At 58.6% G+C, this 14737-nt stretch carries 12 protein-coding genes; 9 read left to right on the top strand and 3 right to left on the bottom strand.

Annotated elements, in window-relative coordinates; genetic code table 11:
- The 7 genes from hemJ to D4A92_RS05995 all read left to right on the top strand — a co-directional run bounded on the left by hemJ (window position 1) and on the right by D4A92_RS05995 (window position 7620).
- On the top strand, window positions 1-537 hold the full coding sequence (hemJ, locus tag D4A92_RS06025) for a protoporphyrinogen oxidase HemJ (protein ID WP_203018749.1): 537 nt from the start codon (window positions 1-3) through the stop codon (window positions 535-537).
- A gap of 193 nt (window positions 538-730) precedes the next feature.
- Entirely contained in the window at window positions 731-1996 is a 1266-nt protein-coding gene (gene rho, locus D4A92_RS06020) for a transcription termination factor Rho (protein ID WP_085942900.1), read from the top strand.
- A 51-nt stretch (window positions 1997-2047) separates the two neighbouring features.
- Window positions 2048-3373 (top strand): tRNA uridine-5-carboxymethylaminomethyl(34) synthesis GTPase MnmE, encoded by a 1326-nt coding sequence (mnmE, locus tag D4A92_RS06015; protein WP_203019853.1) that lies wholly within the window; start codon window positions 2048-2050, stop codon window positions 3371-3373.
- A gap of 28 nt (window positions 3374-3401) precedes the next feature.
- The gene (mnmG, locus tag D4A92_RS06010) at window positions 3402-5273 is read left to right on the top strand and encodes a tRNA uridine-5-carboxymethylaminomethyl(34) synthesis enzyme MnmG (RefSeq protein WP_203018747.1); all 1872 of its coding nucleotides are present in this window, start codon (window positions 3402-3404) and stop codon (window positions 5271-5273) included.
- Window position 5274: 1 nt separating this feature from the next.
- Entirely contained in the window at window positions 5275-5907 is a 633-nt protein-coding gene (gene rsmG, locus D4A92_RS06005) for a 16S rRNA (guanine(527)-N(7))-methyltransferase RsmG (protein ID WP_203018745.1), read from the top strand.
- 15 nt (window positions 5908-5922) lie between these two features.
- Entirely contained in the window at window positions 5923-6717 is a 795-nt protein-coding gene (locus D4A92_RS06000; protein ID WP_203018743.1) for a ParA family protein, read from the top strand.
- Between the two features lie 21 nt (window positions 6718-6738).
- Window positions 6739-7620 carry a ParB/RepB/Spo0J family partition protein gene (locus D4A92_RS05995; RefSeq protein ID WP_203018741.1) on the top strand — a complete coding sequence of 294 codons (882 nt, stop codon included), beginning with the start codon at window positions 6739-6741 and terminating at the stop codon, window positions 7618-7620.
- On the opposite strand, the gene holA is transcribed toward D4A92_RS05995, so the two are convergent.
- Genes holA through leuS form a run of 3 tightly spaced genes read right to left on the bottom strand, consistent with a single transcriptional unit; the run spans window position 7621 to window position 11803 of the window.
- Window positions 7621-8667, bottom strand: a complete 1047-nt coding sequence (holA, locus tag D4A92_RS05990) for a DNA polymerase III subunit delta (RefSeq protein WP_203018739.1) — start codon at window positions 8665-8667, stop codon at window positions 7621-7623.
- A gap of 9 nt (window positions 8668-8676) precedes the next feature.
- A complete protein-coding gene (locus tag D4A92_RS05985) occupies window positions 8677-9192 on the bottom strand; it encodes an LPS assembly lipoprotein LptE (RefSeq protein ID WP_006724224.1) in 516 nt (171 codons plus the stop codon).
- On the bottom strand, window positions 9182-11803 hold the full coding sequence (gene leuS / locus D4A92_RS05980; RefSeq protein WP_203018737.1) for a leucine--tRNA ligase: 2622 nt from the start codon (window positions 11801-11803) through the stop codon (window positions 9182-9184). Before leuS ends, D4A92_RS05985 begins: the two co-directional genes overlap by 11 nt.
- 193 nt (window positions 11804-11996) lie before the next feature.
- On the opposite strand from leuS, the gene D4A92_RS05975 reads away from it, so the two are divergent.
- Together D4A92_RS05975 and D4A92_RS05970 are read left to right on the top strand one after the other, a co-directional pair.
- Window positions 11997-12656 (top strand): YggS family pyridoxal phosphate-dependent enzyme, encoded by a 660-nt coding sequence (locus tag D4A92_RS05975; protein WP_203018736.1) that lies wholly within the window; start codon window positions 11997-11999, stop codon window positions 12654-12656.
- Between the two features lie 111 nt (window positions 12657-12767).
- The gene (locus D4A92_RS05970; protein WP_203018735.1) at window positions 12768-14705 is read left to right on the top strand and encodes a propionyl-CoA synthetase; all 1938 of its coding nucleotides are present in this window, start codon (window positions 12768-12770) and stop codon (window positions 14703-14705) included.
- Window positions 14706-14737 lie beyond the last annotated feature (32 nt).

Here is a 14737-nt window from a genome sequence, read left to right as displayed (position 1 = left end):
ATGGAAAAACAGATCGACGACAAGCCCGGGAGGCGGGCAGCGCGCAAGGCCGCGTCGGCTCTCGTCTTCTTCGGCATCGTCGGCGCCGGCATCATGCTGGCTGGACCAGACCAAGCTTATCCCTGGATCAAGGCGCTGCATGTGATCGCCATCATCTCGTGGATGGCAGGCATGCTCTACCTGCCGCGGCTTTTCATCTACCATTCCGACTGCGAGCCGTCGTCGCAGCAGGCAAAGACATTTGCCGTGATGGAAACCAGGCTCATGAAGGTCATCATGACCCCGGCGATGATCGTGTCATGGATCCTGGGACTATATCTGGCCTGGCAGGTCTTTGGTTTCCAAGGTGGTTGGCTGCATGCGAAGATCGCAGCCGTGGTCGCACTGTCCGGTGTTCACGGCTATTTCGCCAAGGCGGTCAAATCGTTCGGGCGCGGCGACTACGTGGGAACGCCGCGGTACTGGCGCATGATGAACGAGGCGCCGACCCTGCTGATGATCCTGATTGTGGTGCTTGCCATCGTCAAACCGTTCTGATCTCGGTCCGATCACGCTTTATTTTTGCCGGTGGCGGCTTTTCGCTTGCGGTCGAATCCGCGAGTCGCTATTTTCGCGCCACTTCCTTCTTTTGGCTTGCGTACTATTCAGTCATTTGCGGCTCTCGCGATCGTACCGAATTCCACCAGCTCGCCGTTCCCCTTGAAAATTCTATCTGACGTGGTCCCTCTTCATGGCTGAAATGAAGCTACAAGAACTCAAAAGCAAATCGCCGACCGATCTCCTGACCTTTGCTGAATCGCTCGAAGTTGAAAACGCGAGCACGATGCGCAAGCAGGAGCTGATGTTTGCGATCTTGAAGATGCTGGCGAGCCAGGATGTTGAGATCATCGGCGAAGGCGTCGTGGAAGTTCTGCAGGATGGCTTCGGTTTCCTGCGTTCTGCAAACGCGAATTACCTCCCCGGCCCTGATGATATCTATATTTCGCCCTCACAGATCCGCCGCTTCTCGTTGAAGACCGGCGATACCGTCGAAGGTCCAATCCGGGGACCGAAGGAAGGCGAGCGCTATTTCGCCCTGCTGAAGGTCAACACGATCAATTTCGAGGATCCCGAAAAGATCCGCCACAAGGTGCATTTCGACAACCTGACGCCGCTCTATCCAAACGAGCGCTTCAAGATGGAACTCGATGTTCCGACGTCGAAGGATCTGTCTGCGCGCGTCATCGATCTCGTGGCGCCGCTCGGCAAGGGCCAGCGCGGCCTGATCGTCGCACCGCCGCGCACCGGTAAGACCGTCATTCTGCAGAATATCGCGCATTCGATCACGGCCAACCATCCGGAATGTTATCTGATCGTCCTTCTGATCGACGAACGTCCGGAAGAAGTGACCGACATGCAGCGTTCGGTCCGCGGTGAAGTCGTTTCTTCAACGTTCGACGAACCCGCGGTTCGTCACGTGCAGGTGGCCGAAATGGTCATTGAAAAGGCCAAGCGTCTTGTCGAACACGGCCGAGACGTCGTCATTCTGCTCGATTCCATTACGCGCCTCGGCCGTGCTTACAACACCGTGGTCCCGTCTTCCGGCAAGGTTTTGACCGGTGGTGTCGATGCCAATGCATTGCAGCGTCCGAAGCGCTTCTTCGGTGCAGCCCGCAACATCGAAGAAGGCGGTTCGCTGACGATAATCGCAACGGCGCTGATCGACACAGGTAGCCGCATGGACGAAGTCATCTTCGAAGAGTTCAAGGGCACGGGTAACTCGGAAATCGTTCTCGATCGCAAGGTCGCGGACAAGCGCATCTTCCCCGCGATGGACATCCTCAAGTCCGGTACGCGTAAGGAAGATCTCTTGGTTCCGCGCCAGGATCTCCAGAAGATTTTCGTTCTGCGCCGTATTCTTGCGCCGATGGGCACGACCGACGCCATCGAATTCCTCATCGACAAACTCAAGCAGACGAAGAACAACGGCGACTTCTTCGACTCGATGAACACCTGATGTTCTGCCGGTTCCGGCCGGCAGCCTCAGGCTTCGCCTGTGAGTGATCTCGTGACCGCTCGTTCCGATACTATTTGTGCCCTTGCGTCCGGCGGTCTACCCGCCGGCGTTGCTGTTATCAGGGTCAGCGGTCCAGGAAGCTTCGAAGTTGTCAGCAAGATGGTCGGGTCGCTGCCGGAGCCGCGCCTGGCAGGTCTTCGGACGATCCGGACGACGAGCGGCGAGTTTCTTGATCGGGGTCTCGTTCTCATTTTCCCAGCGCCCAATTCGTTCACCGGCGAAGACTGTGTGGAATTGCATCTGCATGGCGGCCGTGCCGTCGTGAACGCGGCACTTCGATCATTAGCCGGATTCAACGGGATTAGATTGGCCGAAGCGGGCGAGTTCTCGAGACGCGCGTTTGAAAACGGCAAGATGGATCTTGTAGAGGTCGAAGGTCTCGCCGATCTTCTGAGCGCCGAGACCGAGATGCAGAGAAGGCTTGCGGGTGAACAGGCCAATGGTCATTTGTCCGCGGTCTACGATGAATGGCGTGAGAAACTTGTTTTCGTGCGCGCCATGCTCGAAGCCGAATTGGACTTCAGCGACGAGGGCGATATCCCAGGTTCGGTGTCCGATCGTATCTGGGCCGATGTCGAGGATCTTAAGTTACAGGTGGATCGGGCAATCGGAAATCTTCGGGCCGGCGAGATCATCCGCGATGGTTTCAAGGTGGCGCTGGCCGGTCTGCCGAATGCCGGGAAATCAAGCCTGATGAATGCGCTGGCACAGCGCGACGTGGCGATTGTGACACCTGTAGCCGGCACGACGCGCGATGTAGTTCGTTGTGAATTGGATATTGACGGATATAAGTTTGAACTCTCCGATACTGCTGGTCTCAGAGACACAGACGATGTGGTTGAGCAAGAGGGGATCCGTCGTGCCTTCAGGACGATCAATGATGCAGACCTTGTTCTGCATCTGATCGATCTGTCCGAGCAGCCGAAAGCGCAGCCGATAGATTTCGACCGCCCCACACTGTGTATCGGGACGAAGAGCGACCTTGCCAGCAATCTAGTGCCTAGCTCTGCTTGCGCTTTCCACGTTTCATCCGCGTCAGGAGAAGGGTTGGAAACCCTGAGGCTACGGCTGCTTGATGCGGTGCGTAGCCATACGCAGGTCGAGAGCCTTGCAATTCCCAGTCGTTTGAGGCATGCAGAGCGCCTTCGGCTGGCGTCGAGACATCTTGCGTCCGCGCTCGAGGGTAGTTTCTTGCCCCTCGAGATCCGTGCCGAAGAGCTGCGACTGGCGTCCGTCGAACTGGCGAGAGTGACCGGTCGAATCGATACCGAAACGCTTTTGGGTAAAATCTTCTCCGAATTCTGTGTCGGGAAGTGATTCACGTGAAACAGGCTGTACCGCGATCATGTCTGAGAGACATTTCGATGTAATTGTTGTTGGTGGCGGTCATGCGGGTACCGAAGCAGCCGCAGCGGCTGCACGAATGGGTGCTAAAACCGCGCTCGTGACCCACAAGGCTGCAACAATCGGCGTCATGTCCTGCAATCCGGCGATTGGCGGCTTGGGAAAAGGGCATCTTGTCCGTGAGATCGATGCGCTTGACGGCATTATGGGTCGCGCGGCGGACGAAGGCGGAATTCAATTCCGTATGCTGAACCGGAAGAAGGGTCCGGCTGTTTGGGGGCCGCGCACCCAGGCGGATCGAAAGCTCTATCGACTGGCTGTTCAGCGTCTGCTCGCGGAGATTCCTAATCTCGACATCATCGAAGGTGGCGTGGTCGGATTTGTTCGTGACTCTTCCGAAATAAATGGTGTGATTCTTGGTGACAGGCAGCAGCTCCGTGCTGCTGCAGTCGTCTTGACAACTGGTACTTTTCTCAACGGTCTGATCCACATCGGTGACACAAAGATTGCTGCTGGCCGTGTTGGCGAGGCCCCTGCCCTGGGTGTCAGTGATGACTTGGCAGCGTTGGGCCTGAAGCTCGGTCGCCTCAAGACCGGTACCCCCGCGCGCCTCGATCGCAATACAATCCGCTGGGACGAGCTTGAAGTTCAGGAAGCGGATGAGAATCCGATCCCATTCTCATTCATGACGGAAGTCGTCACGACGCCACAGATCGCTTGCGGCATCACGCGAACGACGGCTGAAACCCATCGGATCATCCGGGAGAACATCCACCGCTCGGCCATGTATTCCGGCCAGATCGAAGGTGTCGGTCCGCGGTATTGTCCGTCCATTGAGGACAAGATCAATCGTTTCGGCGATCGTGATGGTCATCAGATTTTTCTGGAGCCTGAAGGATTGGATGATGTCACGATCTATCCGAACGGGATCTCGACCTCGCTGCCGGAAGATGTGCAGGAGCTATTCATACGGTCGATCCCGGGTCTGGAGAATGTCCGAATTCTCCAGCCCGGTTATGCCATCGAGTATGACTATGTCGATCCACAGCAGCTCGACCTATCGCTGGCTGTTAAAGGTGTGAAGGGTTTGTACCTCGCTGGTCAGATCAATGGCACCACTGGTTATGAAGAGGCCGGGGCGCAAGGGTTGCTGGCGGGGATCAATGCCGCACGGCTTGCAGCCGGTCAAAGTGGTTTCTCCTTCAGCCGTACGGATTCCTATATCGGCGTGATGATCGATGATCTGACATCGCGCGGGGTAGCAGAGCCCTATCGTATGTTTACCTCCCGGGCCGAGTATCGCCTGTCATTGAGGGCTGACAATGCCGACATGCGGCTCACGCCCTATGGCATTGAGCTGGGTTGCGTGTCTTCTGAACGGTCCAGAAAATTCCAGACCTATCGCGCGCAGCGTGAAGGACTATACGAGCAGCTTGGTGCGCTTACCGCCTCGCCCAATGAGATGGCTATTGCCGGAGTGGCGATCAATCAGGATGGCCGTCGTCGTTCGGCGCGAGAGATCCTGTCGTACCCGGACATAAGCTGGGATCAGGTTGTTCAAGTCTGGCCTGAACTAAAGGCCACTGATGCGAAGATCGCTGCCGCCGTCGAGATCGACTGCCTGTACCATGTCTATCTCGAAAGGCAGTCGGCGGATATCGAGGGCTTGCGGGCTGAAGAAGAGCGCGTGATCCCCGATGATTTCGACTATTCGTTGCTATCTGGTCTCTCTAATGAGTTGAAGGCCAAGTTGATGGCCAGAAAGCCCCGCAATATCGCCCAGGCAAGTCGACTTGAAGGAATGACCCCTGCGGCGGTCGCTTTGCTTGTCGCGCATCTGCGCAAAACCCAAGTTAGTAAATTGGCATCTTGATATGCAAAGAACGAAAAGTGCTCCGTATGGAATCGATGTTTCACGTGAAACGCAGGAGCGCCTTGATCGCTTTGCAAACCTCTTTCTGAAATGGGCTGCTAGAATCAATCTCATAGCGCCTTCAACGCTGGAACAGCTATGGACGCGCCATATTGCAGACTCGTTGCAACTCCGAAACATTGTGCCGACTTCGGGCCGGTGGATCGATCTTGGGAGCGGCGGGGGATTTCCGGGTATCATCACGGCGATCACCCTCGCGGAAAGCCAAGCTGGATGGGTAGATCTTGTCGAAAGTAACAACAAGAAGTGCGGCTTCCTGCGGACGGCGATTTTGGAGACAGGCGCTCGGGCGTCCGTGCACCCTCTCCGGATCGAGGACGCCGCTTCGAAGCTGCCAGCGCCTGACTTCATATCCGCGCGCGCCCTTGCCGAACTTGATTTGCTGTTCGCCTATGCCCACCCCTGGGCACTTGCCAATCCAAATCTCAAGTTGATCTTCCATAAAGGTCGGGATTATCAGTCCGAGATCGATAAAGCGCGTGGTCGCTGGGACTTCGATCTGGTAAAACATCAAAGCGTTGTCGAGGAAGATTCCGTGATCTTGGAGATCACCTCTCTGACGCGCAGGGTTTAACGGTTCGGGTGCCAAATGAGTCTCGAGAAAAACCGCATCATCACCATCGCCAACCAAAAGGGTGGTGTGGGCAAGACCACGACAGCGATCAACCTGGCGACAGCCCTGGCGGCGATCGGAGAGCGGGTGCTTATCGTTGACCTGGACCCGCAGGGAAATGCGAGTACCGGCCTCGGTATCGACCGTCGTGATCGGCGCCTGTCTTCTTACGATGTGCTGATCGGCACTCATTCGGTCAGCGAGGCGGTCCTTGAAACGGCAGTGCCGAACCTTTCGATCGTCCCATCCACGATGGACCTGCTCGGTTTCGAAATGGAAATCTCGCAGCAGGCCGATCGGGTCTTTCGTCTGAAGAGGGCTCTCAATCAGGATGATGCGCGCGCTTATAGCTATGTGCTGCTCGATTGCCCGCCATCGTTCAACCTTTTGACGATGAATGCCATGGCGGCAGCCCATTCAGTCCTGGTGCCGTTGCAGTGCGAATTCTTTGCGCTGGAAGGTCTTAGCCAGTTGCTCGACACCATCAACCAGGTACGGCAGACCGTGAATCCGTCTCTGGATATCCAGGGTATCGTGCTGACAATGTTCGATTCCCGCAATAATCTCGCGCAACAGGTGGTCAGCGATGTGCGGGAGCATCTCGGCGAGAAGGTTTACGCGACGCTCATTCCCAGAAATGTTCGGGTCTCTGAGGCTCCGTCTTATGGTAAGCCGGCTATCCTTTACGATCTCAAATGCGCCGGTAGCCAGGCCTATCTCCAACTGGCTTCTGAAGTCATTCAGCGCGAACGGCAGCGCAAAGCCGCCTAATCTTCGTACAAGGGTGTGAGTATGAGCGAAGACGTATCGAAACGGCGCCTTGGGCGCGGACTTGCAGCGCTGATTGGCGAGATGGATCAGCCAGTTCCCGTAGGCGAGACGCGTCCAACCGTTAGTGCGGACCGGACTGTTCCGATCGAATTCGTGGCCCGTAGCCCCAAGAATCCTCGCCGGTATTTCGACGAGGCCGAACTTCAGGATCTGGCCGGATCCATTCGCCAGCACGGAATCGTTCAGCCTGTCGTCGTTCGGACGACGAGCAGCGATCGGTACGAAATCATTGCCGGCGAACGTCGCTGGCGTGCGGCACAACTCGCCGGCCTCGTTGAAATTCCCGTCATCGTTCGCGATGTCGATGATCGGACAGCTCTTGAGCTCGCCATCGTCGAAAACGTCCAGCGTGCCGATCTCAATCCGCTCGAAGAAGCGCTTGGCTATGAGCAGCTTATCGCAGAACATGGCTATACCCAGAACGATCTGGGTGAGATCATCGGCAAAAGCCGGAGCCATGTTGCCAACAGCCTTCGACTATTGAAGCTCCCCGATCCGGTTCGCGACATGCTGGCCGACGGCAGCCTGTCGGCGGGTCATGCGCGTGCGCTTGTTTCCACTCCCGATCCCGTTGTTCTTGCCAAGACGATTGCCCAGAAGGGGCTTTCCGTTCGCGACGCCGAGAAGCTGGCGCAGAACCACATCAAGGCACAGAATGCCCCTGCCCCGACGGAAGTACGCGAATCCAAAGATTCTGATACCATCGCTCTGGAGCGCAGCCTTTCGGATCGGCTCGGCTTGTCCGTATCGATCAACCACAAGGGCGGCGGCGGTCAGTTGAAGATCAATTACAAGACGCTCGACCAGCTGGAAGAGATCTGCCGCCTGCTCGAAGCCCGCTGATCAGCCACGGCGATTGCGACGTGCTGACTGAAGTGTCGTCGCAAGAAGCGTCTGGATCGCCAGATTGTCTTCAAGTTGCGCGTTCTGGCGGCTTTGAAGGATGGCCGCGTTCAGTCTTGCGCTTTCCCGCGCCAGATCCGAACTATTCCAGTTCCGTAACGCTTTCTCGATCACCGGTTTGCGCTTGAAGTGAATTCCCCGCCCATGCGTCTGCATGACCTGAGAAGCCTGCTGCTGGCGCTCTTCCATCTCCAGGCGCATGGTCTCCAGCAGCTGCACCTGCTTCATCGTGCCCTGCAGGACGAGGAAGACAGCCGTTTTGGATGCAATGACTTTCTGGACGGCATGCAGAAATCCGTCGGGATCACCTGAGAGCACCGCGTCGACGACCTCGTCGGTCGATACAGCACTCGCATCGCCAACGATCTCGAGCACATGGTTCTCGTCGATCAACTCGTCCTTCATGCAGTAGAGGACCAGTTTCTGAATTTCGTTGCGGGAGGCGATGCGATCGCCGCCGATCGATTCCAGCAAAAGTTCTCGTGCCGCCGGCGTGATGCGCAGATTGGCGCCTGCCAGTTCGGCGTCGATCAGGCCATTCAGCGCCCTTGCATCATCCTGGTAACAGGCGATGCAGACGACGCTGCGCTCGCCTTCGGCGACCTTGCGAAGTGCTGAACCCTTCTTGAGATCGCCGGCTTCGATCAGAAGATGGCTGCCTTCGGGAGGGTGTGAGGCGAGATGCGCCAATCCGTCGACCAACTGCTTCTCGTTGGCGGCGCCCCGGACCCAAATCAGCTTCTCACCGCCAAACAGCCCGAAGGCGTTCACCTCATCGATGAGGCGACCGGGATCGGATTGAACGTCCGAGGCATCCAGACGGATCAGTGCAAAGCCGTCATTGAGATCGACACCGGTTGTCTTGGCAACCTGGGACGCGCGCTCTGCAACAAGACCCCGATCCGGTCCGTAGATGACGAACATCCGGTAGTGCCTGGCCGATTTGGCCAGGAACCCTTCGAATTCGTGGGATTTGACCTCAACCATGGCCGCAGATCAGCGACCGAGAGCCATGGCGAGGTCGGCATAGATGATTTCGGCAAGCTCGCGGGCGGCGCGTGTCTCGGCATCACGCACGGCACGGAGCTTTGCGAACTCCTGGCGCGGATAATCGAAGAGGGCGACACCCGATCGGCGACCCGTCTTCAGAACCGTGTCGTCGGATATCCGCTTCAGCGTGTAGGTGCCCGTGACGACGGCGCGACCCGCGTTTGCCGTATCGGAGGTTTCATCGAGAAGGATGCCCTCGACACCACCGCTGACAGTCAGGTCGACCCGATATTCCGGGGTCTTCGTTTCGTCACCGCCGCTGGTCAAGAAGATCAATCGGTTGCGCGTCTCGAGGCCTATGCGGCTGGTCGCTTCGGAATAGGCGATCGCAGCCAATGCACCGCGGGTTTCGCCGTTGGTGTCCTGATAGAGCGGACGTGCCTGGCAGCCCGCCATCAGCAGAGCCGCGCCGATCAGAACCGAGCGCCGAAGCAGCTTGGAAGGCTTGAATTCAGAGGACAATGTTCACGATCCTTAGCGGGACAACGATGATCTTCTTCGGGGCCTGGCCATTGAGAACGGCCTTGACGGCGTCGAGCGCCAGAACGGCTTCCTGGACGGCATTCTGGTCTGCGTCGCGCGCGATTGTCAATTCGGCACGCTTCTTACCGTTGATCTGCACCGGCAGAACGATCTCGTTCTCTGCGACCAGCGCTTCGTCGAACTGCGGCCAGTCCGTCTTGGCGATCAGGCCGTCGTTTCCGAGGACCGACCAGCATTCCTCGGCGAGATGCGGCGTCATTGGCGCGATCAGATGTACCAGGATCTCCGCCGCGTTGCGGGCAGCAGCGACGTAAGTTGCATCTCCCTGCCCTGCCGCAACATTCGTCAGCGGTGCAGCCAGTGCATTGACCAGCTCGTAGATGCGCGCAATCGCCTTGTTGAAGGCCAGCTTGTCGAGGTCGCCCTGGACAGCCTTCAAGGTCTTGTGCGCCGCCTGCGAGATTGCCAGCCCGTCGCCGTCCTTAGCCGGATTCGAAGGTACGGACTTCAGCCGCTCGGCGGCCTCCGAGACCAGACGCCAGACGCGCTGGACGAAGCGGTGCGCGCCTTCGACGCCCGATTCGGACCAGATAACGTCACGATCCGGCGGTGAGTCCGAGAGCACGAAGAAGCGGGCCGTATCGGCGCCGTAGGAGCCGATGATGTCATCGGGATCCACGACGTTCTTCTTCGACTTCGACATCTTTTCGATCGAGCCGATCCTGGCTTCCTGGCCATTGCTGAGCAGGAATGCGCGACGTGCACCATCGGTCTCTTCGATACGCAGGTCTGCCGGGGCGACCCATTCGCGCTGCAGACCTTCGCCGATGCTGTAGGTCTCATGCACGACCATGCCCTGCGTGAAGAGCCCCTTAAAGGGTTCCTTCAGATCGAGATGACCGGTTTCGCGCATGGCGCGGGTGAAGAAGCGCGAATAAAGCAGGTGCAGGATCGCGTGCTCAATGCCGCCGATATACTGGTCGACCGGCAGCCAGTGGTTGGCAACGGAGGGATCCGTCGGATTGTCTTCCCAGGGTGCCGTGAAACGCGCGAAATACCAGCTCGAATCGACGAAGGTATCCATGGTGTCCGTCTCGCGACGGGCGTCTTTGCCGCAGTGGGGGCAGGCGACATGACGCCAGGTCGCGTGACGGTCGAGCGGATTGCCCGGCTTGTCGAAGCTCACGTCGTCGGGAAGCTTGACCGGCAGGTCCTTCTTCGGGACCGGCACGACGCCGCAGTCATCGCAATGGATGACTGGGATCGGGCAACCCCAATAGCGCTGTCGGGAGATGCCCCAGTCGCGCAGACGGAAGTTGACCTTGCGTTCGCCCTGCGGCGCGCCGTTCAGTTGCTGAGACGACAAGCGGTTCGCCACTTCTTCGAAGGCATCCGTCGTCGAGAGGCCATCCAGGAAACGCGAATTGATCATCACGCCATCATCGGTGAAGGCGGTGTCGCCGATCGCAAAGCTTGCGGCATCACCATCCCTCGGCATGACAACCGGGACGACGGGCAAGTCATATTTGCGAGCGAAATCCAGGTCGCGCTGGTCGCCGGAAGGGCAGCCGAAGATCGCGCCCGTGCCGTAGTCCATCAGGACGAAGTTCGCGACATAGACCGGCAGCTCCCAGCTCGGGTCGAGCGGGTGCTTCACGCGGATACCGGTGTCGATGCCCTTCTTCTCGGCCGTTTCCAGTGCTGCCAGCGACGTGCCGGCGTGGCGGCATTCCTGGCAGAAGGCGTCGACCGCTGCGTCTCGTGCAGCCGCTTCCTTGGCCAAGGGGTGATCAGCGGCAATCGCCAGGAAAGAGGCGCCAAAGAGGGTGTCGGGCCGGGTGGTGTAGACGGTCACTTCGCCGGCTTCGCTGCCGGAGGCGACCTCCCAGCGGATGGCCATGCCTTCCGAGCGGCCGATCCAGTTCTTCTGCATCAACCGGACCTTTTCCGGCCAGTTATCGAGTTCGTCGAGCGCGTCGAGCAGGTCCTGGCTGAAGTCGGTGATCTTGAAGAACCACTGGGTCAGTTCACGCTGTTCGACCAGCGCGCCGGAGCGCCATCCACGGCCATCGATGACCTGCTCGTTGGCGAGCACGGTCATGTCTTCCGGGTCCCAGTTGACCTTGGAGTTCTTGCGGTAGACGAGACCTTTCTCCAGGAAATCCAGGAAGAGGTGCTGCTGACGGTGATAGTAATCGACATCGCAGGTCGCGAATTCGCGCGACCAGTCCAGCGACAGACCCATCGACTTCAGCTGACCGCGCATGGTCGCGATGTTCTCATAGGTCCAGGCCTTGGGGTGGACCTTGTTCTTCATCGCGGCGTTTTCCGCCGGCATGCCAAAGGCGTCCCAGCCCATCGGATGCAGCACGTTGTAGCCACGGGCACGCTTGTAGCGCGCCACGACATCGCCCATCGCATAGTTGCGGACATGGCCCATATGGATGCGTCCCGACGGATAGGGGAACATCTCAAGCACGTAGTATTTCTCGCGCGGGTCAGCATTGTCGGTCTCGAAGACCTTGTCTTCGGACCATTTCGCCTGCCAACGGGGTTCGGCGTCGCGCGGATTGTAACGTTCGGTAGCCATGGATCGCATTTCCGGGAATAGCATCAAAAAGAGAGGGCCGACCTTCATCACGAAACCGGCCAAGCGTCAAGTTTTTGAGGCATTCGCAAGGCCTTTCCCGCCAAGCGCTTGCCATGGCCGCAGCCTGCCATTAACCCCATGGCGAAAGATCTGAACACACCAGATATCGGGCAGATGAAAACGAGGGTTGGGCATGTCGGTTGAAGAGCGGCTCCAGGACGTCCGGGGCAAAATCGCTAAGGCTGCGCAGGAGGCCGGTCGTGAGCCGGATTCGATTTCACTCGTTGCTGTTTCCAAGACCTTCGATGCCGAGCATATCCGCCCGACGATTGCTAAGGGTCAGCGGGTATTCGGGGAAAACCGCGTGCAGGAAGCCCAGGGGAAATGGCCTGATCTGAAGGCGGAAACTCCTGATCTCGAACTGCATCTGATCGGCCCGCTTCAGTCGAACAAGGCAGCCGATGCCGTCGCCCTGTTCGATGTCATCGAGACAGTCGATCGCGAGAAGATCGCCCGGGCGCTCGCAGACGAGACGAAGCGGCAGGGCCGGTCGATCCGCTTCTACATTCAGGTCAATACCGGTCTCGAGCCGCAGAAGGCCGGGATTTCGCCCGATGATGTTCGGTCCTTTGTGGCACTCTGCCTCGATGAACTCGCGATGCAGGTCGAGGGCCTCATGTGCATCCCGCCGGTCGATGAGAACCCGGGGCCGCATTTTGCGCTGCTTGCCAAACTCGCCGAGGAAAACGGGCTTTCGAAGCTGTCGATGGGCATGTCCGGCGATTTTGAGACCGCCATCGGCTTCGGAGCAACGAGCGTCAGAGTCGGATCGGCAATTTTTGGCACACGTTAAGTTGCCTTAGACCTTCGGCATAGCGCTTTGGTCTCTCTTTCCTCCTTCCTTCGTCGATCCTAAAATGCCGGTAAAGGCGAAAGCCTAAAGCGTTGTCATGGGAGGATCGACATGCGCGAGAGCTATCAGGACATCTACGATTCCTGGAAGGTAGACCCGGACGGCTTCTGGGCCACGGCTGCGGAGGAAATTCATTGGTTCAAGGCGCCGGAGGCAGTCTTCGACGCTTCACAAGGCACCTATGGCCGTTGGTTTGCCGGCGGCGAGACCAATACCTGCTACAATTGCATCGACCGTCATGTGGAAGCCGGGCGTGGTGCTGACACGGCCGTCATCTACGACAGTCCGATGACCGGTCAGACGGCCCGCTACAGCTATGACCAGGTGCTGACGGAAGTCAGCGCGATCGCGGCCGTCTTGCGCAATCACGGCGTCGTCAAGGGCGATAGGGTCATCATCTACATGCCGATGATCCCGGAAGCCGTCTTCTCGATGCTTGCCTGCGCACGTATCGGCGCCGTGCATTCCGTGGTCTTCGGCGGCTTTGCGGCGCATGAGCTCGCAACCCGCATCGACGATTCCGGCGCCAAAGTGGTGATCGGCGCAAGCTGCGGCCTCGAGCCCGGACGTATCGTTCCCTACAAACCGATGCTCGACCAGGCGATCGACATGGCCAAGGTGAAGCCCGATTATTGCCTTATCCTGCAACGCGACCAGTATCATGCTCCGCTGCGTTACGAACACGGCGATGTCGATCTGGCCCAGGCTATCGAACAGGAAAAGATCAACGGCTCGTCTGTCGAATGCGTGCCGGTGGCCGCGACGGACCCGCTCTACGTTCTCTACACCTCGGGAACCACAGGTCAGCCCAAGGGCGTCGTCCGCGACAATGGCGGCCATATGGTGGCTCTCAATTGGACGATGAAGAACATCTATGGCGTCAAGCCTGGAGAAGTCTTCTGGGCCGCCTCTGACATCGGATGGGTCGTCGGCCATTCCTACATTGTCTATGGTCCGCTCTTGGCCGGTAATGCCACCGTGATTTTCGAGGGCAAGCCGGTGGGCACGCCGGATGCCGGGACCTTCTGGCGTGTGGTGAGCGACCATGATGTGAAGGCGCTGTTCACGGCGCCGACGGCCTTCCGCGCGATCCGTCGTGACGATCCGGAGGGTGAACATGTCGCGCGCTATGATCTCTCTGGCCTTCGTGCTCTCTTTCTGGCCGGTGAACGGGCCGATCCGGAAACGCTCAAATGGGCGGAGCGGATCCTGAAGATCCCTGTCATCGATCATTGGTGGCAGACTGAGACGGGCTGGGCGATTGCCGCCAATCCCGCAGGCCTCGGACTGCTTCCCGTGAAACATGGCTCACCAACCAAGGCCATGCCGGGCTATGCGCTCGAAGTGCTTGATGATGCAGGACATCCGGTGGCCCCTGGAACACTCGGCAACATTGTTGCAAAGCTTCCCCTGCCCCCGGGTTGCCTGGTGACCTTCTGGAATGCCGACGAGCGTTTTCGCACTTCTTGCCTTGAAGAGTTCCCCGGTTACTACAAAACGGCGGATGCCGGCGTCATCGACGAAGACGGCTATGTCTTCGTCATGGCCCGCACCGACGACATCATCAATTGTGCCGGTCACCGTCTGTCGACCGGCGCCATGGAAGAGGTCTGCGCCATGCATCCCGATGTGGCGGAATGTGCGGTCATCGGGATTGCCGATGAGTTGAAGGGACAGATCCCCTGCGGCTTCCTCATCCTGAAAAAGAACGTGCATCGCGACCATGGAGTAATCGCCAAGGAAGTCGTTCAGTTGGTGCGCGATGAAATCGGGCCGGTGGCAGCCTTCAAGATGGTGCTGATGGTCGATCGCTTGCCGAAGACGCGGTCAGGCAAGATCCTGCGTGGGACGATGCAGAAGATCGCCGACGGTCTGCCCTGGCAGATGCCCGCGACGATCGACGATCCTGCAATCCTCGACGAGATCACCGCCGTGTTGCAGGCGCATGGTCAGGTCCCGGCATCTGCCAAGGCGGCTGCAAGCGCCTGAATCATAAGGCGGACAATAAAAAACCCCGGCCG

Source organism: Rhizobium rosettiformans (genome assembly GCF_016806065.1).
Classification (GTDB): Bacteria; Pseudomonadota; Alphaproteobacteria; order Rhizobiales; family Rhizobiaceae; genus Allorhizobium.
Note: the sequence above shows the minus strand (reverse complement) of the source record. Positions and strands in the feature narration are given on the sequence as shown.

Bases quoted from the DNA above. Each gene is read 5' to 3' on its own strand.
- D4A92_RS06000 (WP_203018743.1), top strand. From the start codon at position 5,923: ATGAGTCTCGAGAAAAACCGCATCATCACCATCGCCAACCAAAAGGGT.
- rsmG (WP_203018745.1), top strand. From the start codon at position 5,275: ATGCAAAGAACGAAAAGTGCTCCGTATGGAATCGATGTTTCACGTGAA.
- holA (WP_203018739.1), bottom strand. From the start codon at position 8,667: ATGGTTGAGGTCAAATCCCACGAATTCGAAGGGTTCCTGGCCAAATCG.
- rho (WP_085942900.1), top strand. From the start codon at position 731: ATGGCTGAAATGAAGCTACAAGAACTCAAAAGCAAATCGCCGACCGAT.
- D4A92_RS05995 (WP_203018741.1), top strand. From the start codon at position 6,739: ATGAGCGAAGACGTATCGAAACGGCGCCTTGGGCGCGGACTTGCAGCG.
- D4A92_RS05975 (WP_203018736.1), top strand. From the start codon at position 11,997: ATGTCGGTTGAAGAGCGGCTCCAGGACGTCCGGGGCAAAATCGCTAAG.
- D4A92_RS05970 (WP_203018735.1), top strand. From the start codon at position 12,768: ATGCGCGAGAGCTATCAGGACATCTACGATTCCTGGAAGGTAGACCCG.
- hemJ (WP_203018749.1), top strand. From the start codon at position 1: ATGGAAAAACAGATCGACGACAAGCCCGGGAGGCGGGCAGCGCGCAAG.
- mnmG (WP_203018747.1), top strand. From the start codon at position 3,402: ATGTCTGAGAGACATTTCGATGTAATTGTTGTTGGTGGCGGTCATGCG.
- leuS (WP_203018737.1), bottom strand. From the start codon at position 11,803: ATGGCTACCGAACGTTACAATCCGCGCGACGCCGAACCCCGTTGGCAG.